This window comes from Peribacillus sp. V2I11 (assembly GCF_030817135.1).
GTDB classification, from domain to species: Bacteria; Bacillota; Bacilli; order Bacillales; family DSM-1321; genus Peribacillus; species Peribacillus simplex.
The window spans coordinates 4,604,443-4,625,032 of sequence record NZ_JAUSYW010000001.1 but is presented as its reverse complement, the minus strand read 5'-3'; the positions used below and the strand labels follow the sequence as shown (position 1 = coordinate 4,625,032).

The 20,590-nt window shown below is 40.1% G+C and carries 23 protein-coding genes and 1 pseudogene; 4 read left to right on the top strand and 20 right to left on the bottom strand.

Translation table 11 applies throughout. The annotated features are described in order from the left end of the window. Positions 1-7 precede the first annotated feature (7 nt). From QFZ73_RS22635 to QFZ73_RS22610, 6 genes are all read right to left on the bottom strand, one after another. Complete coding sequence (locus tag QFZ73_RS22635) at positions 8-673, bottom strand: 3-oxoacid CoA-transferase subunit B (RefSeq protein WP_251428419.1); 666 nt, start codon at positions 671-673, stop codon at positions 8-10. Next, positions 640-1,329, bottom strand: coding sequence for a 3-oxoacid CoA-transferase subunit A (locus tag QFZ73_RS22630; protein ID WP_251429096.1), 690 nt, complete (start codon positions 1,327-1,329; stop codon positions 640-642). The genes QFZ73_RS22635 and QFZ73_RS22630 overlap by 34 nt, the downstream gene beginning before the upstream one ends. 23 nt (positions 1,330-1,352) lie before the next feature. Then, positions 1,353-2,717, bottom strand: a complete 1,365-nt coding sequence (locus QFZ73_RS22625; RefSeq protein WP_251428416.1) for an aspartate aminotransferase family protein — start codon at positions 2,715-2,717, stop codon at positions 1,353-1,355. Between the two features lie 181 nt (positions 2,718-2,898). Further along, a complete protein-coding gene (locus QFZ73_RS22620) occupies positions 2,899-3,228 on the bottom strand; it encodes a hypothetical protein (protein ID WP_076366028.1) in 330 nt (109 codons plus the stop codon). A 229-nt stretch (positions 3,229-3,457) separates the two neighbouring features. Beyond that, positions 3,458-4,432 carry a S66 peptidase family protein gene (locus tag QFZ73_RS22615; protein ID WP_251428413.1) on the bottom strand — a complete coding sequence of 325 codons (975 nt, stop codon included), beginning with the start codon at positions 4,430-4,432 and terminating at the stop codon, positions 3,458-3,460. A 336-nt stretch (positions 4,433-4,768) separates the two neighbouring features. Then, positions 4,769-4,921, bottom strand: a complete 153-nt coding sequence (locus QFZ73_RS22610; RefSeq protein ID WP_307270936.1) for a YjcZ family sporulation protein — start codon at positions 4,919-4,921, stop codon at positions 4,769-4,771. A gap of 305 nt (positions 4,922-5,226) precedes the next feature. Here QFZ73_RS22610 and QFZ73_RS22605 point away from each other — a divergent pair, with 305 nt between their 5' ends. Next, positions 5,227-6,315 (top strand): SGNH/GDSL hydrolase family protein, encoded by a 1,089-nt coding sequence (locus tag QFZ73_RS22605; RefSeq protein ID WP_307270933.1) that lies wholly within the window; start codon positions 5,227-5,229, stop codon positions 6,313-6,315. A gap of 48 nt (positions 6,316-6,363) precedes the next feature. Here QFZ73_RS22605 and msrB read toward each other — a convergent pair whose 3' ends face one another. Both msrB and msrA read right to left on the bottom strand, forming a co-directional pair. Continuing rightward, positions 6,364-6,792: a peptide-methionine (R)-S-oxide reductase MsrB gene (msrB, locus tag QFZ73_RS22600; RefSeq protein ID WP_307270926.1), complete on the bottom strand. Its 429-nt coding sequence runs from the start codon at positions 6,790-6,792 to the stop codon at positions 6,364-6,366. Beyond that, positions 6,782-7,273 carry a peptide-methionine (S)-S-oxide reductase MsrA gene (gene msrA, locus QFZ73_RS22595; protein ID WP_373459026.1) on the bottom strand — a complete coding sequence of 164 codons (492 nt, stop codon included), beginning with the start codon at positions 7,271-7,273 and terminating at the stop codon, positions 6,782-6,784. Before msrA ends, msrB begins: the two co-directional genes overlap by 11 nt. A 238-nt stretch (positions 7,274-7,511) precedes the next feature. Here msrA and QFZ73_RS22590 point away from each other — a divergent pair, with 238 nt between their 5' ends. Then, a complete protein-coding gene (locus tag QFZ73_RS22590; RefSeq protein WP_307270921.1) occupies positions 7,512-8,261 on the top strand; it encodes a DUF4397 domain-containing protein in 750 nt (249 codons plus the stop codon). 53 nt (positions 8,262-8,314) lie between these two features. On the opposite strand, the gene QFZ73_RS22585 is transcribed toward QFZ73_RS22590, so the two are convergent. From QFZ73_RS22585 to QFZ73_RS22535, 11 genes are all read right to left on the bottom strand, one after another. Further along, positions 8,315-8,899: a YpmS family protein gene (locus QFZ73_RS22585; protein ID WP_251428397.1), complete on the bottom strand. Its 585-nt coding sequence runs from the start codon at positions 8,897-8,899 to the stop codon at positions 8,315-8,317. Continuing rightward, complete coding sequence (locus QFZ73_RS22580) at positions 8,896-9,738, bottom strand: SGNH/GDSL hydrolase family protein (protein WP_307270916.1); 843 nt, start codon at positions 9,736-9,738, stop codon at positions 8,896-8,898. The genes QFZ73_RS22585 and QFZ73_RS22580 overlap by 4 nt, the downstream gene beginning before the upstream one ends. Before the next feature lie 286 nt (positions 9,739-10,024). Next, complete coding sequence (locus tag QFZ73_RS22575) at positions 10,025-10,615, bottom strand: SCO family protein (RefSeq protein WP_251428393.1); 591 nt, start codon at positions 10,613-10,615, stop codon at positions 10,025-10,027. 153 nt (positions 10,616-10,768) lie between these two features. Next, the gene (locus tag QFZ73_RS22570; RefSeq protein WP_307270913.1) at positions 10,769-11,611 is read right to left on the bottom strand and encodes a DegV family protein; all 843 of its coding nucleotides are present in this window, start codon (positions 11,609-11,611) and stop codon (positions 10,769-10,771) included. A 228-nt stretch (positions 11,612-11,839) separates the two neighbouring features. Then, the gene (locus QFZ73_RS22565; RefSeq protein WP_251429093.1) at positions 11,840-12,085 is read right to left on the bottom strand and encodes a DUF2535 family protein; all 246 of its coding nucleotides are present in this window, start codon (positions 12,083-12,085) and stop codon (positions 11,840-11,842) included. Between the two features lie 153 nt (positions 12,086-12,238). Continuing rightward, positions 12,239-12,985: a twin-arginine translocase subunit TatC gene (tatC, locus tag QFZ73_RS22560; RefSeq protein WP_063234362.1), complete on the bottom strand. Its 747-nt coding sequence runs from the start codon at positions 12,983-12,985 to the stop codon at positions 12,239-12,241. Positions 12,986-13,070: 85 nt separating this feature from the next. Further along, positions 13,071-13,262 (bottom strand): twin-arginine translocase TatA/TatE family subunit, encoded by a 192-nt coding sequence (gene tatA, locus QFZ73_RS22555; RefSeq protein ID WP_034307557.1) that lies wholly within the window; start codon positions 13,260-13,262, stop codon positions 13,071-13,073. Between the two features lie 193 nt (positions 13,263-13,455). Beyond that, on the bottom strand, positions 13,456-14,724 hold the full coding sequence (ilvA, locus tag QFZ73_RS22550) for a threonine ammonia-lyase IlvA (RefSeq protein ID WP_251428389.1): 1,269 nt from the start codon (positions 14,722-14,724) through the stop codon (positions 13,456-13,458). Positions 14,725-14,875: 151 nt separating this feature from the next. Further along, positions 14,876-15,361, bottom strand: coding sequence for a dihydrofolate reductase (locus tag QFZ73_RS22545; RefSeq protein WP_251428387.1), 486 nt, complete (start codon positions 15,359-15,361; stop codon positions 14,876-14,878). Continuing rightward, positions 15,358-16,152 (bottom strand): thymidylate synthase, encoded by a 795-nt coding sequence (locus tag QFZ73_RS22540; protein WP_251428385.1) that lies wholly within the window; start codon positions 16,150-16,152, stop codon positions 15,358-15,360. The genes QFZ73_RS22545 and QFZ73_RS22540 overlap by 4 nt, the downstream gene beginning before the upstream one ends. A gap of 57 nt (positions 16,153-16,209) precedes the next feature. Beyond that, positions 16,210-16,920, bottom strand: coding sequence for an anthrax toxin lethal factor-related metalloendopeptidase (locus QFZ73_RS22535; RefSeq protein WP_251428383.1), 711 nt, complete (start codon positions 16,918-16,920; stop codon positions 16,210-16,212). A gap of 223 nt (positions 16,921-17,143) precedes the next feature. On the opposite strand from QFZ73_RS22535, the gene QFZ73_RS22530 reads away from it, so the two are divergent. Together QFZ73_RS22530 and QFZ73_RS22525 are read left to right on the top strand one after the other, a co-directional pair. Continuing rightward, a complete protein-coding gene (locus QFZ73_RS22530) occupies positions 17,144-17,386 on the top strand; it encodes a hypothetical protein (protein ID WP_251428380.1) in 243 nt (80 codons plus the stop codon). Positions 17,387-17,678: 292 nt separating this feature from the next. Continuing rightward, a pseudogene (locus QFZ73_RS22525) lies at positions 17,679-19,037 on the top strand (IS1182 family transposase). Between the two features lie 751 nt (positions 19,038-19,788). Here the strand turns inward: QFZ73_RS22525 and QFZ73_RS22520 are convergent. Further along, positions 19,789-20,553 (bottom strand): TerC family protein, encoded by a 765-nt coding sequence (locus QFZ73_RS22520; protein ID WP_251428377.1) that lies wholly within the window; start codon positions 20,551-20,553, stop codon positions 19,789-19,791. Positions 20,554-20,590: the final 37 nt, after the last annotated feature.

Here is a 20,590-nt window from a genome sequence, read left to right as displayed (position 1 = left end):
TCCTCTCTCATTCTTTTAAAATATGGATGTTATCAGAGACGGTAAACGAGGCTTCGGTCCGATTCCTGATTTCCTGAATGCTGGACGTATCAAATACATCAGTTAATAGGAGGCCCTCCGAAGTTACGGAAAACACGCCTAATTCGGTGATGATCATATGTACGCATTTCTTGGCAGTTAACGGCAACGTACATTTTTGGACTAATTTAGACATGCCCGTTTTATCGTTATGTTCCATCAAGACAATGACCTTTTTTGCCTTTGCAGCCAGTTCCATGGCACCGCCCATGCCTGGCACCCGCTTTCCCGGGACAATCCAATTAGCGAGATCCCCCGCTTGACTTACTTGAAGGGCTCCTAGAATCGTGATATCCACCCTGCCCCGCCGTATCATCCCAAATGCAACAGTACTGTCGCAGTAAGAAGCCCCGGTTCTAATGGTGATCGGCAGTCCTCCGGCATTGCAAAGATGCGCATCTTCCTTCCCCCTTTCAGGAGTACTGCCAATACCCACAAGGCCATTTTCGGCATGAAACATAACTTTATGGTCATTCAAAAGATGATTCGGTACAAGTGATGGAATGCCAATGCCCAAATTGACCAGCATCCCATCGCTTATTTCTGCTGCTGCCCGTTTCGCTATTCTATTTCTATCTTCGGTTCCCAAACCCATTTCCAATCGACTCCTTTTGATGGAATGATATAATCCACAAAGGCACCCGGTACAATGATGTCCTCTGGATCCAAAGAGCCAAGCGGAACGATTTGCATAGCTTCGACTATAGTGATTTGTCCAGCCGCAGCAACGATTGGATTCGTGTTCCTGGCGCTTTTATCAAATATAAGATTTCCATAAGGATCTGCCATTTCTGCGTAAACAATGGCGATATCTGCAGTTAATGCCGTTTCCACCAGATAATTTTTCTTACCTAGCTTTACGGTTTGCTTGCCGTCCCGGACGATATCGACCTCAATGCCAATATCGGTCAATATCCCGCCTAGTCCCATCCCTCCGGCCCGGATGCGTTCGACAAGAGTTCCTTGCGGAGAGAACTCCACTTCGAGTTCTCCATTGTTCATTAATAGTCCTGCATTTGGATTGGATCCGATATGGGAAACGATGATTTTTTTCGCACGGCGTTGGGTGACCAGTTTTCCGATTCCGATATCGGGGAAACCTGTATCGTTCCCAATCAAGGTTAAATCCTTTATGCCTGATTCCAAAATCAGATTGATCAATCCCGGAGGCGTCCCTATGCCGCCGAACCCACCAAACAGGATGGACTGATCATCTTTAAAGTGATGGCGGACATCCTCCAAACGACAAATCTTCTGGAATGTATTTTCCACCACTATGACTCACTTCCTTGTTGTGATGGCCGTTTACCTATCGATTCATTAAATTGCCTAAAAGTTATATCGACTCTCATTAACAATTCAGCACACTCCTCTTCCGATATCGATAACGGAGGGGAGATGATGATGGCTGCCCCGGTTACACCGTCAAGGCCTGCTGCTGCGGGATAAAGAAGTATTCCATTCCTCATTCCCAATTCAATGATTTCATTAGTCACGTCTGCCTCCTTCGGAAATGGGGCCTTCGTTTCTTTTTCCTGGACAAATTCAATGCCAATCAATAAACCTCTCCCGCGTATATCACCGATAAAGGAATACTTCCCTGCCAACTTTTTCAGGCCCCTAATCAGGTAATTCCCTCTGTCGGCTGATTTTTCGACAAGTTCATTCCTTTCGACAAATTCTAAAACGGCCAAAGATACCGCACACGATAACGGATTTGCACTAAGCGTATGGCCGCCTATAATTGACTTCGACCCTTTCATTATTGGCTCCATCACGTTTTTGGTCATTACTGCGGCCGCAATCGGGGTATACCCCCCACTCATACCTTTTCCAAATGTTACGATATCAGGTTCCACATCCCAATATTCGGAAGCAAGCATCTTACCGGTACGTCCAAATCCGGTCATTACTTCATCGGCAATGAATAAAATATCATTGTCTTCGCAGATTTTCTTGAGTTTTCGAAAATAACCATCAGGAGGAACAATGGCTCCTCCGGCTGCGCCGATAACAGGTTCTGCAATGAACGCCGCTATATTTTCACTGCCAATTCGCCGGATTGACGCTTCCAATTCCGAAGCACAGGCCATTCCGCACGTATGTGGATCAAGTTGAAGTGGACATCGGTAACAATATGGAGGCGATACAGAGGGATATGATTCAAGCAAAGAAGTAAATCGTTCCCGTCGAATCGGATGGCCAGACATGGAAAGAGCTCCCATCGTGATGCCATGGTAGCTCATCCACCTCGATATGATTTTCTGTTTCTTGGGCTTCCCTTTTTCCTGCCAATGCTGTATGGCAATTTTCAATGCCGTTTCAGTCGCTTCGGAGCCGCTGTTTACAAAAAAGCTGTATGTCAGTTCCCCTTTGGTCAATTCTGCAATTTTTCCAGCAAGTTGCTCTGCAGCATCGCTGGTGAATTGAGAACGATACACAAATGAAACCTGTTTTGCCTGTTTTACCATCGCCTCTATGATTTCCTGGACTCCATGGCCAATATTGGCTGTAACAGCTCCGGAAGAAGCATCTAGGTAATCCTTTCCTTCTTTATCGTATAAAAACACTCCCTGACCATGACTGATAGTCGGATAGGCTCCTCCCAGGACCGGTTTGATCAATGAAGACTGCTCCATAAGCCCACACACTCCTTCTCTTAAAAAACAAATGCAATATAGTAAAGTGTATGTCCAGATGTAGTCAATCTTGCTAAGGAAATTGACCTAAGCATGTAAATGGATAAATTTCTTGGTTTCATGGGGGCTGTCCAAAAAATGGCGACAAAAAAAGTGTATCCGCGAGAGATACACTTTTTTCTTACAATGCGCTATTTAGTTTTTCTTCACGAATTGACTCCAAAAAACTTTCATCCTTTAAAACAGCCAGCACATTTTTATAAAAAGCAGTTTTATCGATAACTGAAGTATGTACATATTCATACTCTTTTAAAGACGGATGACGCAAAACATTTTTCATGCAGGAATGACAAACTTTTTTAGTTCCTAACTTATAGTAGTTCAAGTTACTTGCATCCCCATTAGAAGTGTCTTCGTTACAAACGAAGCATGTATGGCTCACACGGCCTTTTTTATTATACTCGGCCAAAGCCCCTTCTAAACGAATGGATGCGGGAATTGTTAATAACACATAATCACCTTTTCTATTTTAAATCTCTTAGTATTATATCAGAAAAATATAGAATTTGAACTATTAGACTCATATTCCCTAATAATGCTTGTAAAATAGGACATTTTCCAGGGCTGCAAGAGGAAAGACTCCTAAAATACACCAAAACGCAAAATATATTCATACAAATCAAAATCCCGAACAGATTAAAACACCGTCCACTTTTTGAACGGCGTCTTCAAACTGTGTGTCATGAATCAATCTGGATCGTCGCTTTTCCGTTCTTCACTTTCATTACCGCTTTTGAACCAACCGGCACCGTTACGAATGGATGAACATGTCCAAAGTTGGCATTAGCGATCACGGGTATGCCATTTATCTCCCTTTTGGCAGCGATGATTTCCTGCAAAGCATATTCAGTCATTCCTGAATCCTTTTGGAAACGGCCGATGACAATTCCTTTAATCCCGCTTGCACCTGGCTGATGGAGCAAAGATTGTAAATCCCGATCAAAACTGAAAGGATGGCTTTCTTCATCATCTTCTATGAAAAGGATGCTGTCCTTTAATGAAGGCATGTACTCTGTACCTTGTAATAGATTGAGTGTACAAAGATTCCCCCCAATGATTGTCCCAGCCGCTTCACCTTCCTGAATGACCATATATCCAGCATTCGGGTGGAAAGTTCGGTCATCCTGTTCCAAATGCCAAGAATCATCACTCCACGTTTCACTTGGATTAAGATAAAAGTCTTCACTTTCAATTACAGCCTTTTTAAAATATTCCATCGTATATTCCAGACCAGCCTTCATCCCGAACGTCGAGAAATGAGGACCTGAATATGTAGTTAAGCCTGTTTTATTATAAATGGCCAATAAAATTGCGGTTATATCACTATACCCGATCAACACTTTTGGATTTTCCTTAATCAAGTCATAGTCGATATACCGTAACAATTGGTTAGCGTTATACCCCCCGATGGCTGTAAAAATCCCCTTCACATTCGGATCCCTGAACGCCTCATGCAAATCCTCGATCCGGTCTTCAATCGAATTCGAGAAAAAGTCATCATGGAACAAAGCCGTTTTACCATATGTCACTTTAAAACCAAGCTCAGTCAATCTTTCTTCTGCCAATCTGCGTTGTTCCCCTTTGACAATCGCCAAGCTTCTTGAAGGAGCAATTACGCGAATTTCATCCCCTGCTTGTAAACGGGAAGGTTTCATATCTTTATCCCCCTAAATTAATTACATTCTGTCGTTATTTTAGCAGAAATGGTGAACAAAGAAAAACCAAGACCCTTATGGTGGTATGTCATTCACACAACTTATTTTCCTTGCAGAACCTTTAGGGACATCAATGGCATTTTTTCGTCATTCCCGTTATGCCGGTATCGGGATTGGAAAAAGGAATGGTTATGTATCGCCTGTCCCATGATTTCCTGGATTTATCCATGCCTTTTCAGTCAACTGCCATGGAATCAGAAAGGTCCACCGTCAAACCTCCATTTTCCTTACATAAAGAAAAGACCAGCTTTATCAACTGGTCTTTGGGTTATTCAATTAGCAGCAGAATGAAGCACCGATGATAATCAATAGAATGAACAAGACAACGATTATTGCGAAGCCTGATCCAAATCCGCAGCAACCGCCGCCGTATCCACCTCCACCATAACCGTACCCTGGTCCTGCAACATTTCCACCATATCCGTACATTAAGTTTCACTCCTTTTAGAATTCTGATTTCTCTTTACACCTTACCATATGTCAATACGCCCGCCTTGGTCTGTGCATTTGCCTATTTTTCTGGATTTTAAAAAAACTTCAATCAACACCTTCATCACCGTTCATCATTCAATGGCTGAAATACCAAGAGTAACCATGAAAAATGTCAAAAAAACGTTTCATATTTATTGTGTTACTTTAAAATTGGGATATAATAAGGAAAAAACAATTCTTAGCCTCTTTAAGCTATCTCATACCCAGTTAGATACATAAAAGGTTAATACGGGGGAACATAATTGAAAACGAACGCAAAATCCTTCATCCCTTTCGCTGCAATCGCCACGATCCTTCTAATCAGCTATATCCTTCAAAAAGTTCCTAAAACATATGGATCAGATGATTCGATAACTGTTTATCAAAAATTCCAAGCAGGCCAGCCCATTCAGTATCTCGTTATTGGTGACAGTATCGGAAGAGGGTCGGGGGCTGAAAAGCCTAATCTAACATGGTTCAAACAGCTAGAAAATAAGATGAATGGAACCAATGATATTCCTTTACACGGAGACTACGTGGTCCAAAGCGGAGCCACTGCTTTTGAAGGTTTATTCAAGCTTTCCCAAAGAAGGGAGCATGATCATAAAGATCTGATTTTCTTCGTTTTTGGTGAAAATGATCGCAAATATATGAATGTCGATGATTTTACCATGACATATGAAGCGTTAATGAGAAAGGCAAAACGTCTTCACCCTAATGCTGAATTATTCACAATAACAGAGAGTTCCTTGAAATATGGGGAATTTGCGTCTGCAATTGGAATTTTATCCAAACATTACGGTGCAACTAATGTGGATATGCCACCGGTATTCAAAGATTCAGGATATACGGAAAAACAGCTGACCAGAGATTTGATTCATCCAAATGGGCTTGGTTATAAATTATATGCTGATGCAATTTATGAACGGTTCCTGGATAACATCAAACAGGAGAAGGCTGTAGCAGGTCTTCCATCTAAGCTTCATGCCCGTTCTGGATTTGAATTATCGGAAATTGACCACTATGAAAAAATGAGCGGTTTCCGTCCAAGGGGCGGCTATTTCACTAGTAGTGAAAAGGGCAGTATGATTGAATATAATTTCAAGGGAAGTATGCTTGGTGTGAAACTGCTTAGAAGTCCTGATGGCGGAGAAGTGAATGTATGGATCGACGGAAATGAAATCACGACTTTGAATACTTGGTGGCCATTTGCCCGTGAAAGATATTTATTTGTCACAAATGGGCTCCGTCCCGGTTCACATACTGTCCGTTTTGAGGTGACTGGCAGGACTAAAGCAATGGAACGTACCACCATTCCAAATGTCCGGATCGCGTCAATCATCTCAGATTGAATATCCAATATAAAACCCCCTATCATTATCTGATGGGGGGTTTTCCAATCAATCAAAAAGCTTTTTGTATTCTCCGTATCCTTCTTTTTCAAGATCTTGGAGCGGGATGTACCTTAATGAAGCAGAATTGATGCAATAGCGTAATCCCGACGGTCCCGGCCCATCATTGAAAACATGACCCAAATGAGAATCGGCAGTTTTTGAGCGAACCTCGATCCTTCTCATACCATAACTTGTATCGAGGTTTTCCACCACTTCCTCTTCTTTAAGCGGTTTAGTGAAGCTTGGCCAACCGCAGCCTGAATCGAACTTTTCCTTTGAAGTGAAAAGAGGATTACCTGAGACGATATCGACATATAATCCTTCCTCCTTCAAGTTCCAATATTCATTGTTAAAGGCTGGTTCCGTTCCATTATTTTGCGTGACTTCATATTGAATCGGAGTGAGTTTCTGTTTTAATTCATCTTTACTTTTCATTTTTTTCCCCCCAGTGATGTTGTATAAATGCTTTGCGTCCTGAGCCAATCGAATATCTTTCATAATGCTCAGGTTGCTTTTTATAATAATGCTGGTGGTATGTCTCGGCTGGATAAAACGTTTTGGCTGGTATAATCGGTGTTACGATCGGTCCGGAAAATTTCCCGCTCGCCTGCAGCTTCGCTTTGGATGCTTCTGCAATTTCACGTTGGTTTTCGTCATGATAAAATATGGCCGTTTGATAAGAACTTCCCCGGTCATAAAATTGCCCGCCAGCATCTGTCGGGTCAATTTGCTGCCAAAATAACTCGATTAACTTCTCATATGGATATACGTTTGGATCAAAGGTGATCTGAACAGCTTCATAATGTCCCGTGGTTTCAGAACAAACCTCTTTGTACGTGGGATTTTCCGTAGTCCCGCCCGTATAGCCAGAGATAACTGATTCGATGCCAGGCTGTTCATCGAACGGTTTCACCATGCACCAGAAACAACCACCTGCGAATGTTGCTTTCTCTAATTGCTTTGTCAAATGAAAATCCTCCTTTTTTACAAACAATCCATTGAATGCATTTTAACGCTTTTATATTACCCTGTAAAATAATATGCTGATTGACCCATTTCACGAAAATGATCCCTTCCCTTTTTAAATGGGAGACACACGCCCAAGCATAAAAACATATGATAAGAACATACTGGAAAAATGAGAGGTGTTGGAAATGAGCGATAAACAATCATATTCACAAAAATCGGTAACATATGATTTACTATCGTCTTATTATAAAAACAGCGATCCGCAATTGCATGATTATTATTACCATAAGCATTTGAAAAGTCTCGAAAAATCAACACAACAATTGAGATATGAACAAATGAATGTCCTACTGCCTGCACAAGTTCGCTTTTTACATGCTGCCCCAACAGCTCCCTCATTTGATGTTTATGTAAGTGAAATGCGTATCCTCAAAAATTTCTCTTATAAAGAGAACAATGGTTATTTACCACTGCCCTCTGGCAAGTACCAATTGGATATATACCGCAGCGGGCGAAGCACCCCACCTCTTTTAAGCTGTAAAGTGGCTCTCGAAAGCGGGACTTCCTATACCATTGCTCTAGCACCTACCCTGGCTAATGAACCGTTGAAAATGTTACCTTTCGAAGATAATCCATCTGTTCCTCCAAATGAAGCAAAGGTCCGATTCATCCAGCTTTCACGGGATTTACTCTCGGTGGATATTGCAGTCAAAAATGGAGATGTCGTTTTTGATCAACTCCATTTCGGGAAAGCAGGCGAATACCTTAATATTCATCCCATGATAGTAGACTTCGAAGTGAGGATAGCTGGGACAAAAGAGATCGCATTCCCTTTGCCAAACAAGGCTTTCCAAGAAAATACTCCCTCAACCATTTATATAATCGGATCGAATCGGGAATCATCCTCACTAGAGACCCTAACGCTCTCTCCATAAATGGAAAAAAACCAGGATGCATCGATCCTGGTTTTTTATCCATTTATTCACTATCACTGTAATGATGATGGGACGGTCAATAAAAATGAAATATCATCATTTTCTAGGTCGAATTCTTTCGCCTTCACCCTAACATCGCTTTTCAGTTCCATATCCTGTAATGACACATAAATACTTTCGTCATTGGGACTGATGCTAACCCAATCCGGCATGTTATAACGCTCATTTATTAAATTCATTACATATGAAACAGGAAGGTTCATTTGCCCGACTGCAATTGATTTTTGCTTTAGGATTAAATCCCCATTCTTTTGGGCAATTGGTTCAAAAGTCAATTTCATTTCCACTTCACGGTTGAAAAATGGCATCGTTCCATATAACTCTACTTCATCCGTTAAATACACTTCGTAGTGAATGGATCCCGTCAATCCCTCGTTATCCAGATACTGGTTGATTAACCTTGTCAAATCTTCCCGATTCGTGTGAATTTGAAATTGGATATCTTCTTCGTGGCTTACTTTTGGTATCAGATCTTTATCTTTAGTCGGCAGATTAACTAAAATCGTTACAAACAGGATGACCAGGATGTTTAGGGCTAATAGGGAAATAAACAAAGTCTTCCATTTGACATTTGTCATTCTTGGTCATCATCTCCTTTGGCACTCGCTTCCAATGTGTCCTTTCCGATAGTGGTAATATCCATATCATTATAGATTCTTGTCGCGATTAATTCATATCCGCGGTCATTTGGGTGAAAATAATCCTCAGCATACAGCAAATCTTCTTCGGAATTCTCGAAAATGTCTGCTATTTCAATAAAATAGGCTGAATCATATTCCTCGATAATCTCTTTCCCGCTTTCATTCCAATCATTCATGATCATATCAAGTTCATAAAAATCTGCGAACCATTTGGAAAATGGATTATAGACGCCCACAAGGTAAATTTGCGCATGATCATTTTCGGAACGAACCTTATCAAGTACCTGCCTTAATCTTTTTTCATAACCTATTTTTGCCGAATCAAACTGATTCAGTTCCAAGTTCGAGAAATTCTGCTTAAAGACCTTCATGATATCATTTCCACCGATTGTGACGACAATCGAGTCAGCTTGCTTTATGTCTTCTTCAATCCCAGATTTATCCAGCCTTTTCAATAGTTGGTCGGTCCTATTTCCACGTATGCCATGATTAATCATCTCAACGGAAGTAATCGATGGTTCTTTTTCCAGCTTATTTTGTAAATAAGGCAAATACCCGCCATTATCTTTACTATCACCGACACCTTGAGTCAAGGAATCGCCAATCGATACGATTTTCACAGGGTCCGGAAAAAAGCTGGCAGGAATGGTTTCCTTTTTACTCAGCTCAACTATGCTTTTCTGCTGAACAGATGGCTGATTTGAGGCTGTTTCACTTTGACCGCAGCCTGAGATCCATACTAGGCATATGAAAAGACAGGTGATTCTGTACCTCATGACCCTCACCTTCCTACCCATACATTATATCATGCAGAAAACGAAAGATTGCAAACAAAATACCTTCATTGTACTTTTAGCTTGAGCATTCCTTACTATACGATATGAAAAATGCAGTGAATTAAAGCTAGTCCTATAAAAATTAGCATGTACTGAGCATGCGAAATCATTCTTCGCTGCCGCTGTTTCTCAAAAACAAATTGCCTCATTTTCACCATCGCTAAAGCTTTAATGAAATCATATTAAAGGATGGATGAAAACAGAAAGAACAGGTCATTTAACCTGTTCAATAATTCTGTAAAATTTTAATATGCTTAATGATTTCATCGAAGGGAATATCCTGCAGACCTGTATAATCCATGATGATCTTTCCTTCTTGATCAATTAGAAAAAAGCTGGTCCCATGAATCACCTGATCTTCTGCTTCTGGTTTTTTGACGATCGTTTTAAAGTTATCCAATGCAAACTGTTCGATTTCTTCCTGACCATAACCGGTCAGAAAGTGCCAATTGCCGTAATCCACATTAAATTGGTCACCAAACCTTTTTAAAACATCAGGTTTGTCAATTTCCGGGTCCACGGAAAAGGAAACGAACTCTACATCCGTAATACCTTCATCCTTCAATTGCTGCTGCAGCTTCGTCATATTCGAAGTCATGGGGAGACAGACTGTCTCGCAGCTTGTGAATATAAAATCCGCTACCCAAACCTTTCCTTTAAGATCGCTTTTTGAGAAAGGTTTACCCTCCTGATCAATGTAACTGAAATCTTCAAGGTCCCAATTTTTAGCATCAGGTACACCATTGGAACCGCATGCTGTCAACAGCAAAAAAATTGATGCTCCCATAGCTGCCATAAGCAAACGCAGCTTTCTCATCCCTACCCCGTCCTTTATGTATTAAATATTCTGTTACTTCATTTATTCTAACAGACCAATTGGAATGAGAACAGCAACTATTTCTACGAATTAAAGACAATTGTAAAAGTGACAAAACCTCCGCGATACGCAGTTTATAACGGTTTATCCATATCAGTCCCAATAATACATGATTGCCATGGCGCCTTCACCTGTATGAGTACTGACAACGGCAGTTGTTGCTTCTATCTTTATGTCTTGATATCCCGTTAAGTCTGCAATGGCCTGGCGGACCTTATCCGCTATTTCAAGACCATTTGCATGTACAAATCCAATGCCACCAATTTTTTTACCTTGAGTATCTTCTTTGAATTTCTTGATGATGAACTTCACGACCTGTGACTGGCTCCTGGCTTTGGATACAGGATTCAGTACACCATCGTCCAGAAGTGCAATCGGCTTTATGTGCAGCAATGAACCGATAAAAGCAGAAACTTTGCCAATCCTTCCACCCTTTACGAGGTTATCAAGTGTTTCTATGACAATGATTAAACTTGATTGCTTTTTAATATGTTCCAGTCGATCAATTATCTCCGCTACGGATTTCCCTTCCTTCGCCATCTTCGCTGCCTCTATCACCTGGAATGACATCGCTTTTGAAATGAATTTCGAGTCAAGAACGGTAACATTCGCTTCAGACATGCTAGCTGCGCTTTCCGCTGAGCGAACTGTGCCGCTCATGCCACCTGTCATATGTATGGAAATAATCTCGCTGCCGTCCTTTCCGAGTTCATCATATACCTCCACAAAGGTACCAACGGCTGGTTGTGAGCTTTTTGGCAATTCTTTTGACTGGTTCATCCTTTTCAGGAATTCTTCTTGTTCGATTTCAACCTTATCCAAAAAAGTCTCTCCATCTATAAAGATCGATAAAGGGACCATTGTTATTTCATAAAATTCCAGTTCCTCTGGTGTCATATCTACTGTCGAGTCTGTTACTATCTTAACTTTATTCATCATTACACATCCCTAAATTAACATATCTATTGTATTATACCTATTCAAGGTACGCATTCAAACCAAAGGTCTTCTTTTTTTCAAGTGAAGTGATACTTATCTTTTTAAATGATTACACAAAAAAAGACCGTTCCATGAGCTAACCTGAACACATGCCGATTTATTCGTAACTTCATGGCATTTGTGTCATCCCCTTTAACGGAGAAGTTAGCTATGGAACAGTCCGCATTAAGCATTATTGAGTAAACTTCCAAAAAAAAGCTTGTTATAAACGGGCCATTTGAGTACGGATGCTAAATAATGCTTAAATGAGTAATTTTCTTTATGATCTTTATTGGCAAAAACCTTCTTAACAAACATTTCCAAACGCACGGTCAACATAAAAAAATTCGGATCACTAGGCAGTAAGACAGGTATTTCTGAAATTGTGACCTTATGTCCAAAACAATCTTTGAATTCCAAGCATTTGAACATCAAAATATCAATCCTCATTTTTTACCGATTGCTTATATTATACACAATAAATCCAAAAGTATAAATATTCAAATGTGTAAAAAAACAGATAAATCAGATTGACTTTCATTAAAAAAAAGACCCACAAGGCAAAATGCCATTATGGGCTTCTTTTTATAAACCTTCCTCGTAGGTGCCTTCCCGCAAGCTTTCACGTTTCACCCTTCGTTTATAGACGACTTTAGATAAAGAAATACTGATTTCGTATAATAACAGCAGTGGAACCATCACCATAAAGTCTGACATAAAGTCAGGCGGCGTAATCGATATCGCTATGACAACCAGTACAAAGTATGCATACTTCCTTAACTTTTGAAGCACATAAGGATTAATTATGCCAAGTGAGGTCAAAAACATGGTAACGACTGGAAGCTCGAATAAAACAGCAAAAGGTATCGTCATATTAAATACGAATGAAAAGTACTTATCCGCTGTAAAACTGGTTATGAACATCCCATCGCCCAATTCAATCAAAAATTGAAGAATGGTCGGGAAGATGACAAAATAACCAAAAGCAAGCCCTCCGATAAAAAGCAGGAAAAGTGCTGGAATATAGGCAAGGGTCGCCCTTACTTCATTTGGCATCAAAGCGGGTTTAACGAATAACCAGATTTGCAGAGCAATTACCGGTATCGTTGCGGCAATGGCTACGACACCTGAAAGCATAAAGTAAATCCAGATTATATCACTCGGTCCCAATACCATCAGGTCAAAATCGAGATCTTTCACGAACCAATTATAAATCTCCTCAACATAAATAAAACTGGCGATAAAAAAGATGACAAAAGCAACAGCCGTTATGATGAGCCGTTTTCTCAATTCATCGAGATGATCGATGATATTTAATTCTTTATCTTCCAAAGTTGATCACGCCTTCATCTGAAAATCCGTATCTTTGTTCCAGCAAAAAGGCGCAAGACGATTCCATCTTACGCCCAGCATTCAATCATTCATGATTTTTTTGTTGTAGCTTCTTATCTTCTTCATAATCACCTTTTGTTAAATCACTCGTGGATTTTTTAAACTCACGAAGCGTTTGTCCAAAAGCACGGCCAATTTCTGGAAGTTTCTTCGGACCAAAGATAATTAAAGCCAATATTAAGATGAGAATTAGACCAGGTACTCCAATGTTCGACATGGATACATCCCCTTTGGTGTTGTAATTAGACCTACTCCGATTATAATACCATTTCCAACCAATTGAAAGGGAACTGGCAATTCGTCATAGAATGGTAACAATTATCGACAGTATGCCCATATACGACTGGGCCGGCAGAATAAAATTAAAAACATAGGTATTATTCTATCCTAATTTAACATTTTGTCCATGATTAAATCAATAAGTGAAATAAATTACTGTCTTTATTGACCTCTAAGAAAGAGAATCCTTTCTTGTTCATCCTTTGAATGAGCCCTTCATAATCATTTTTATCTTTTAGCTCTATACCAACCAGGGCCGGCCCGCTTTCTTTATTATTTTTCTTCGTATATTCAAAACGGCTTATATCATCATTCGGTCCTAACACTTCATCAAGGAATTCCCTTAAAGCTCCAGCACGTTGTGGGAAATTCACGATAAAATAATAAAGCAGCCCTTCATATAATAAGGATTTCTCCTTAATTTCCTGCATGCGCCCAATGTCGTTATTCCCTCCGCTGACCATGCAAACAACCGTTTTGCCTTTGATTTGTTCTTTGTATAAATCCAACGCGGCTACAGATATAGCCCCTGCCGGTTCAGCGACAATCGCATGCTGATTATATAAATCGAGAATTGTCGTACAGATTTGGCCTGAAGGTACGACAACGATATCTTCCAGGTTTTCCTTACAAAGCTGATATGTCAACTGTCCCACACACTTGACAGCTGCTCCGTCAACGAATGTATCTATGTTTTCAAGTTCAGAAACTTTTCCTGCCTTGAAGGAGTATTCCATCGAAGCAGCACCTTGCGGCTCCACTCCAATGCATTTCGTTTTTGGGGAAACCGATTTGAAATAACTCGATACTCCGGCCATTAAACCGCCACCGCCCATAGCGGCAAATACATAGTCGATTCCATCTTCACAATCATTCAGGATCTCTACAGCCGTTGTACCCTGCCCGGCGATTACCTTTTCATCGTCAAATGGATGGATAAAGGAACGCTCTTCTTTTTTACAGCATTCCATCGCCATGGCAAATGCATCATCGAATGTATCCCCGATAAGGATGATTTCCACATTATCCCTTCCGAATAGCTGAACTTGATCAACTTTTTGCCTTGGAGTTGTAGCAGGCATATAAATCTTCCCGTGAATACCCAATTGGCTGCAGGAAAAAGCAACTCCCTGTGCATGGTTTCCTGCACTGGCACAAACGACCCCATTCTTCGTCTCTTCCTCGGTCAGGCTTTTCATTTTATAGTAAGCCCCTCTTAATTTAAAGGAACGTACGTGTTGTAGATCCTCGCGTTTTAAATAAACATTACAATCATATTTTTCAGAGAGCCTCTGATTCTTTTGTAAAGGAGTATGCAAAACGATTTCTTTCAGTTCTCTATAGGCAATTAGAATATCTTCCAATTGAATCCCCCTATTCTTAGATGCAGTCTGATTCATAACAATCCCTCTTTCTATTCCTAATGAATTCAATCATTATAGCACTTTACTGTTATTAATGTAATTGATTTTTCTAAAAATTCTTTCTTTTGTTTGTTCCATACCAAAAAAAATCCGATTATGGTCATTTCCCCATAATCGGATTAGCACTTTATTTTTTTTGTAGAATAATAAAATCATGTGCATATCGATTTTTTTCATCGATGATGCCCGGGTTTGAGGAGATTTTATCCCATTCATTTTCATCAATCACGGGAAAGAACGTATCACCTTCAAAGGCTTCATGAATTTCCGTTATATATAGACGGTCGGTAACAGGAAGGATTTCCTTGAAGATTTCGGCTCCGCCAATCACGAAGACCTCCTCATCATGGTTATCTGCAAACTTTTTGATTTGGGCAATGTCATGTAAAACTACGCAGCCTTCCGCCTTAAAATCCTGATTGCGGGTAACGATGACATTTTCCCGGCCAGGCAGGACCCTGCCGATCGATTCAAATGTTTTTCGGCCCATGACGATCGGATGGCCCATCGTCACTTGTTTAAAATACTGCAAATCTGCCGGTAAATGCCATGGCAGTTTATTATTTTTACCTATCACACGATTTCGATCCATGGCCACTATCAACGATATCATATGCTCACCTCACCTTTTATATGGGGATGGGCTTCGTAATTTTCCAGAACGAAGTCCTCGAAGCTAAAATCAAAGATATTCTTCACATCTGGATTGATTTTCATGATTGGCAATGGTTTTGGATCACGAGTCAACTGCAGTTCCACTTGTTCAAGGTGGTTAGAGTAGATGTGGACATCCCCGAAAGTATGTACAAATTCGCCAACTTCCAAATCACACACCTGTGCGATCATCATCGTTAAGAGCGCATATGAAGCTATATTAAAAGGAACACCTAAAAAGACGTCCGCTGAACGTTGGTATAGCTGGCATGAAAGCTTGCCATCAGCGACATAGAATTGAAAGAAAGCATGGCAAGGCGGCAAGGCCATTTCGTCCAGTTCCCCAACATTCCAAGCACTGACTATCAATCTTCTTGAATTTGGATTCGTTTTGATTTGTTCGATCAATTCACTGATTTGGTCGATTTGCCTTCCATCGGCCGTTCCCCAAGAACGCCATTGATGACCATAAATCGGACCTAATTCCCCCTTTTCATCAGCCCATTCATTCCAAATGCGCACGCTGTTTTCCTGAAGGTAGCCAACGTTCGTATCACCCTTCAAAAACCATAATAGTTCATGGATTATCGCTTTTAAACTAACCTTTTTCGTTGTTAGTACAGGGAATCCATCTTTTAAATTGAATCTCATTTGATATCCGAAGGTACTGATCGTTCCTGTTCCCGTACGATCACCTTTTTGCGATCCATTTTCGAGTACATGCTTACATAAATCTAAATATTGCTTCATGATAAACCACCTTTTCTACTTTCATTCTCCTTATTTTAACGTATTATTGCCCAATGTTTAATCTAATTGTTTAATAAAATTATAAGTCTCGGGTGCTTTTTGTCTAAGCAATTGATTTTGTTCATTGTTCACATAAAACATGGCAAACGTTTCTGCAAAGTATTCCTCAGGGTAATTGGAAAAATACGTCTGTCCAGGAAACAGCCCATCCACTTCCTTCCCCCAAATCTTCAAATAATCCATGTCTTCACGGATTCCATTAAACACTATATTATCAATTGAATGACCCAGCTCATGCAGTTCCAAATTAATGGAGCCATGCCCGTTGCCCTTGTCACTTGCTCCGATTTTAACCAATACCGTATGTGATCCGCCCATACCAGGCACATCATCCCAAGTTGTTTCTTTATTCATATAACCACGCGGAGTTTTCCCCTTTAATTTTGCCGCGGATTGATTTTCTGTTAAATCACCATCGAATAGTTTGATCCTTACACCACTTTCAGCAGTTTTCACCAAAAGGGAATGAGGCAGTTTATTAATGGTTCCAGCAATTTTAAGTGCTTCCCTTTCATCGTACTCGTCTTCTGGAAATAAAAATATTCTTTGCAATTCTTTATTTCCCTTAAAAAGTTCAGCTTGTCTTAAAAGATTATCTTTGGGTAAATTCCGCCATTTTACCCCTTCACCCTTTGCTAATGAATAGGAGAGCATGGAGAGTAAAAAGACAAATAATGCAAGTATGGATAACCATTTCTTCCTTTTCACACTCTTCTCCCCTTTCTTTATTCCTCATTATTGTTAAGAAAATATATGTTATTTAAAATCTCTAAACCTTTCATACTATTATATTAGTATAACATATTGTCCCAGTGTAAAAACTCTATGTTTTTTTGGTAATTTCGGTTGCACATTCATTAGGAGAAGAACCATTGATCCGCTCTTTTCATATATCAACAATATATAATCGTAAAAGGTTTAAGGTGATCGCATGGAAACCAATAATAAAAAAGCCATCTTGAATGAGCACCGTGAACTTGCTGAAGAAGTCCTTGATATTTACAGTTTAAGAGTGTTTATCATTCTCGACCTTTTTCTGTTCTCCATTTTCCTTGGCATACTGCTGCATCCGCTACTGTCTTCTCTCTGGCTTAACTTTTTATTCCCTTTGCTTTTCTTCACTACATTTACAGCCCTTCTTCAAATACTTGATATTTTCCAAAAAAAAAGCTGACATCATATTTGATGTCAGCTCAGACTGTAGACAAACTCGATGAAAATCGAGTTTGTCTATTTTATGGCTTGTACAATTTGGACGTTGATTTCCACTCCAGGCACTCGCTTTCCGCGGGCGGTCGGGGAGCCTCCTCGGCTTTCGCCTGCGGGGTCTCCCCTAGACGCGCTTTTCCCGCAGGAGTCTCGTACCTTCCGTTCCAATCAACTTTGTCTTACCTTTTAGATAGAACACTTTTGCCTGGAATCATTTTTGTTTTAAAATAGAAGTATTAAAACTTGAGGTGATGAGGATGCTTTCTAAACATGATTCTATTCAGCGAGATCCACTTGAAATGATTACTTTAGATCAACTGGTGCCACCGAACCATTTGGTTCGTAAAATGGAGGCTGCCATTGACTTCACTTTCATTTATGACTTGGTGAAAGATATGTATTCAGAGGTAGGACGCCCAAGTATTGATCCAGTTATTTTAGTTAAACTGACATTCATTCAATATACTTTCGGTATTCGTTCCATGCGTAAAACGATTGAAGAAGCTGAAACAAATATGGCTTACCGTTGGTTCTTAGGCTATGGTTTCCATGATAAAGTACCTCATTTCTCAACGTTCGAGAAAAATTATGAGCGACGCTTTAAAGATACAGACCTGTTTGAACAGATTTTCTATCGCATCTTAATAACAGCTGCTGATAGAAAGTTAATAAGTGCTGAACACGTATTCGTCGATTCCACACATGTGAAAGCCAATGCGAATAAGCGCAAATTTGAAAAGAAAATCGTACGCAAAGAAACACGAGCATATCAAGGACGTCTTCAAGATGAAATAAATCAAGATCGTGAAAACCATGGAAAGAAAACTTTTCCACCAGATAAATTTAATAAGGAAGAAACCAGAGCAATTAAAGAAAGTACTACGGATCCTGAGAGTGGCTACTATGTGAAAGATGAACGAATAAAATAGTTTGCCTATTCATTCCACGCGGCCGCAGACCGCAACGGTTTTGTATTGGGAACGATTGTAACACCTGGTAATACACATGACAGTCATATTTTGGAGCCACTTGTTGAGCAAGTGATTGAGAAAGTTGGAAAACCAGAAGCAGTTGCCGCAGATGCAGCTTATAAAACACCAGCGATTACAAGCTACCTATTTAACAAAGAAATTACACCTGCTTTACCCTATACACGTCCTCGTACAAAAGAAGGATTCTTTCGCAAACATGACTATGTTTATGATGAACACTTTGATTGTTACCTTTGCCCTTCGGGTGAAACTTTAAAGTACTCAACAACAAATAAAGAGGGCTAACGCGAGTACAAATCGCCAAAACAAATTTGTGCAACATGCTCTTTTTTATCACGGTGTACAGAAAGCAAAGACCATCAAAAAGTAGTGACACGGCATATCTGGCAAGCATATGTGGAAGAAGCAGATCATCTGCGTCACCATCAAGATCTAAACCCTATATATACGAAACGCAAAGAAACGATTGAGCGTGTATTCGCAGATGCAAAAGAAAAGCATGGTATGCGTTGGACTACTTTAAGGGGACTTAAAAAATTGTCGATGCAAGCGATGCTTACTTTCGCTGCCATTAATTTAAAGAAGATGGCCACGTGGACATGGCAAGGTCCTAAAATGGCTTAACATAGTGGCTCGAAGAGCCCAAATCTCTTAACCTTTGGTCAAAATTTAAAAGGGAATTTCAAAAGGGGTTCGGAATTTTTTAATTCCGAACCCCTTTTGTCTACAAACTGAGCTGACATCATATTTGATGTCAGCTTCAGACTGTGGACAAATTCGAAGAAAGTCTGAGTGCCTACGTTTTTTCTTAAAAAAATTCAGTTGATTTCAGAAATCCGCTCCCTTTTCGCCGACTGTCTGCCAAGCCTCCCCGACGCAAGCGTCTGCGGGGTCTTGGCTAGCCAGTTATTCGGCAGGAGTGTCGCAAATTTCTCCAATCTAGTGAGGGTTTCATCCCCCGTATAAAACAATAAAAAACATGGAGTATAACCAAGTCTTGTTTTAAAAACACTGGTAAAAATCCCTTCGAGGTGACCGCTATGCTTTCGAACCATACATACATTTCTTTGGTTCTTAAAATAGGGCTTTCATGATAAAGCCGCACTTTTACTCGCTTATACATGGCATGCGGTTGGACGATATTTAAAGGCCTTTAAATAAGGACATGCAGGCGAAGCTGACTTTTGCTGCCATGAAATTAAAGAAAAATACTAACTGAGACATGGAGAGATCGAAAATGGTAAAAATTTGAATTCGAGAGGTCTAATTAAAAGAAATAAAAAAACGTGAAAGTGGATCGGGATGAGACCATTCCGAACCCTTTAGTTAACAAAAAGCTGACATCATTTTTTGATGACAGCTTTTTAAATAGTGCTCAACCATGTTCCTTGAGCTTTTTTCTTTTCTTCAAATGAAATATGATCGTGGTGCCGAAAATCAGCAAAATAAAGGCAAAAAAGATTGCAGGCGGGATTTCGATTCGGGCAACGGCCATTAACATTTTTATTGCAATGAATCCGATAAGGACATATGCGGCAGTTTCCAATTCAGGAACCTTATCTATCAATTTTAGAAATAACCCCGCCACTCCCCGCATCATCAAGACACCAATCATTCCGCCTGTCAAAAGGACCCAGACTTTTTCACTCACCCCGAATGCGGCCAATACACTATCAACGGAAAATGCTATATCCATCAACTCCACTGCTGCAACCGTTCCCCAAAATGTACCAAACATACGGATCAGTATGCTGTTTTTACTCATTCCCTGGATATCTTCATCAGCTTGTTTTTTTCTTTTATCCCTAAAGTATTTAAATGAGAGCCAACCAAGATATGCGGCTCCAATCACTTTCACCCACCAAAGCTTAATGAGGAAAACACCGATTCCAATCGCTACAAATCTAAAAGCGTAAGCACCTAATAAACCGTAAAAAAGTGCTTTTTTCCGTTGTTTTTCCGGAAGGTGCCTGACCATTACAGCTAATACCAAAGCGTTATCCGCCGATAGCAATCCTTCCATTAATACGAGCGTTCCAATCAATCCCCAGCTCACCGGATCGGATAAAACCTCCACCCACATATGCCAGTCAAAAAATTGAGCATACGTTTGTATGATGTTATTTAACAACTTTGACATGATAAAGACTCCTCTGCTACTATTACAGCAAAATTAG

Coding starts and splice junctions, on each gene's coding strand:
- QFZ73_RS22635 (WP_251428419.1), bottom strand. CDS start 673: ATGGGTTTGGGAACCGAAGATAGAAATAGAATAGCGAAACGGGCAGCA.
- QFZ73_RS22625 (WP_251428416.1), bottom strand. CDS start 2,717: ATGGAGCAGTCTTCATTGATCAAACCGGTCCTGGGAGGAGCCTATCCG.
- QFZ73_RS22615 (WP_251428413.1), bottom strand. CDS start 4,432: ATGAAACCTTCCCGTTTACAAGCAGGGGATGAAATTCGCGTAATTGCT.
- QFZ73_RS22610 (WP_307270936.1), bottom strand. CDS start 4,921: ATGTACGGATATGGTGGAAATGTTGCAGGACCAGGGTACGGTTATGGT.
- msrB (WP_307270926.1), bottom strand. CDS start 6,792: ATGAAAAGTAAAGATGAATTAAAACAGAAACTCACTCCGATTCAATAT.
- msrA (WP_373459026.1), bottom strand. CDS start 7,273: ATGGTGAAACCGTTCGATGAACAGCCTGGCATCGAATCAGTTATCTCT.
- QFZ73_RS22590 (WP_307270921.1), top strand. CDS start 7,512: ATGAGCGATAAACAATCATATTCACAAAAATCGGTAACATATGATTTA.
- QFZ73_RS22585 (WP_251428397.1), bottom strand. CDS start 8,899: ATGACAAATGTCAAATGGAAGACTTTGTTTATTTCCCTATTAGCCCTA.
- QFZ73_RS22580 (WP_307270916.1), bottom strand. CDS start 9,738: ATGAGGTACAGAATCACCTGTCTTTTCATATGCCTAGTATGGATCTCA.
- QFZ73_RS22575 (WP_251428393.1), bottom strand. CDS start 10,615: ATGAGAAAGCTGCGTTTGCTTATGGCAGCTATGGGAGCATCAATTTTT.
- QFZ73_RS22570 (WP_307270913.1), bottom strand. CDS start 11,611: ATGAATAAAGTTAAGATAGTAACAGACTCGACAGTAGATATGACACCA.
- QFZ73_RS22565 (WP_251429093.1), bottom strand. CDS start 12,085: ATGTTCAAATGCTTGGAATTCAAAGATTGTTTTGGACATAAGGTCACA.
- tatA (WP_034307557.1), bottom strand. CDS start 13,262: ATGTCGAACATTGGAGTACCTGGTCTAATTCTCATCTTAATATTGGCT.
- ilvA (WP_251428389.1), bottom strand. CDS start 14,724: ATGAATCAGACTGCATCTAAGAATAGGGGGATTCAATTGGAAGATATT.
- QFZ73_RS22545 (WP_251428387.1), bottom strand. CDS start 15,361: ATGATATCGTTGATAGTGGCCATGGATCGAAATCGTGTGATAGGTAAA.
- QFZ73_RS22540 (WP_251428385.1), bottom strand. CDS start 16,152: ATGAAGCAATATTTAGATTTATGTAAGCATGTACTCGAAAATGGATCG.
- QFZ73_RS22530 (WP_251428380.1), top strand. CDS start 17,144: ATGGAAACCAATAATAAAAAAGCCATCTTGAATGAGCACCGTGAACTT.
- QFZ73_RS22520 (WP_251428377.1), bottom strand. CDS start 20,553: ATGTCAAAGTTGTTAAATAACATCATACAAACGTATGCTCAATTTTTT.